Source organism: Acinetobacter sp. ATCC 27244, assembly GCF_000156555.1.
Taxonomy (GTDB): Bacteria; Pseudomonadota; Gammaproteobacteria; order Pseudomonadales; family Moraxellaceae; genus Acinetobacter; species Acinetobacter haemolyticus.
Window position 1 is genome coordinate 1 of sequence record NZ_GG666010.1, and the last position, 347, is coordinate 347.

Below are 347 nucleotides of genomic sequence, written 5' to 3' on the forward strand. Positions count from 1 at the left end.
TTTATATTGTGTATCAAGATGAAGATGATTTATTGTCCTTTGAGGGTTTTCATGAATTACATTCAAGTCATTGGAAAATAGAACAATATCACCGAGTGATTAAACAGGTTTGTCATATTGAAAAGTTTCAAGTAAGACGGTCTAAACTGATTTTGAATCATATTTTTTCAGCCTTAATGGCCTACGTTGAGATACAAAAGAACCAGTTTGAGGGGATCTTTGAAAATGTATATCGTTGGCAGAAGAAATTATTTAGACCAATGATCAAAAACTTCATTGATGACTTTATTCTCGATAAAAATCATCTGCTACCACAGAGAGTCTATAAATAACAGTGCGTAAGTCCT

At 32.3% G+C, this 347-nt stretch carries 1 protein-coding gene; it reads left to right on the forward strand.

What is annotated here, in order from left to right:
* Positions 1–332 (forward strand): transposase (locus HMPREF0023_RS16010; RefSeq protein WP_008942603.1); only part of this gene is annotated, 332 nt, incomplete at its 5' end.
* Positions 333–347: the final 15 nt, after the last annotated feature.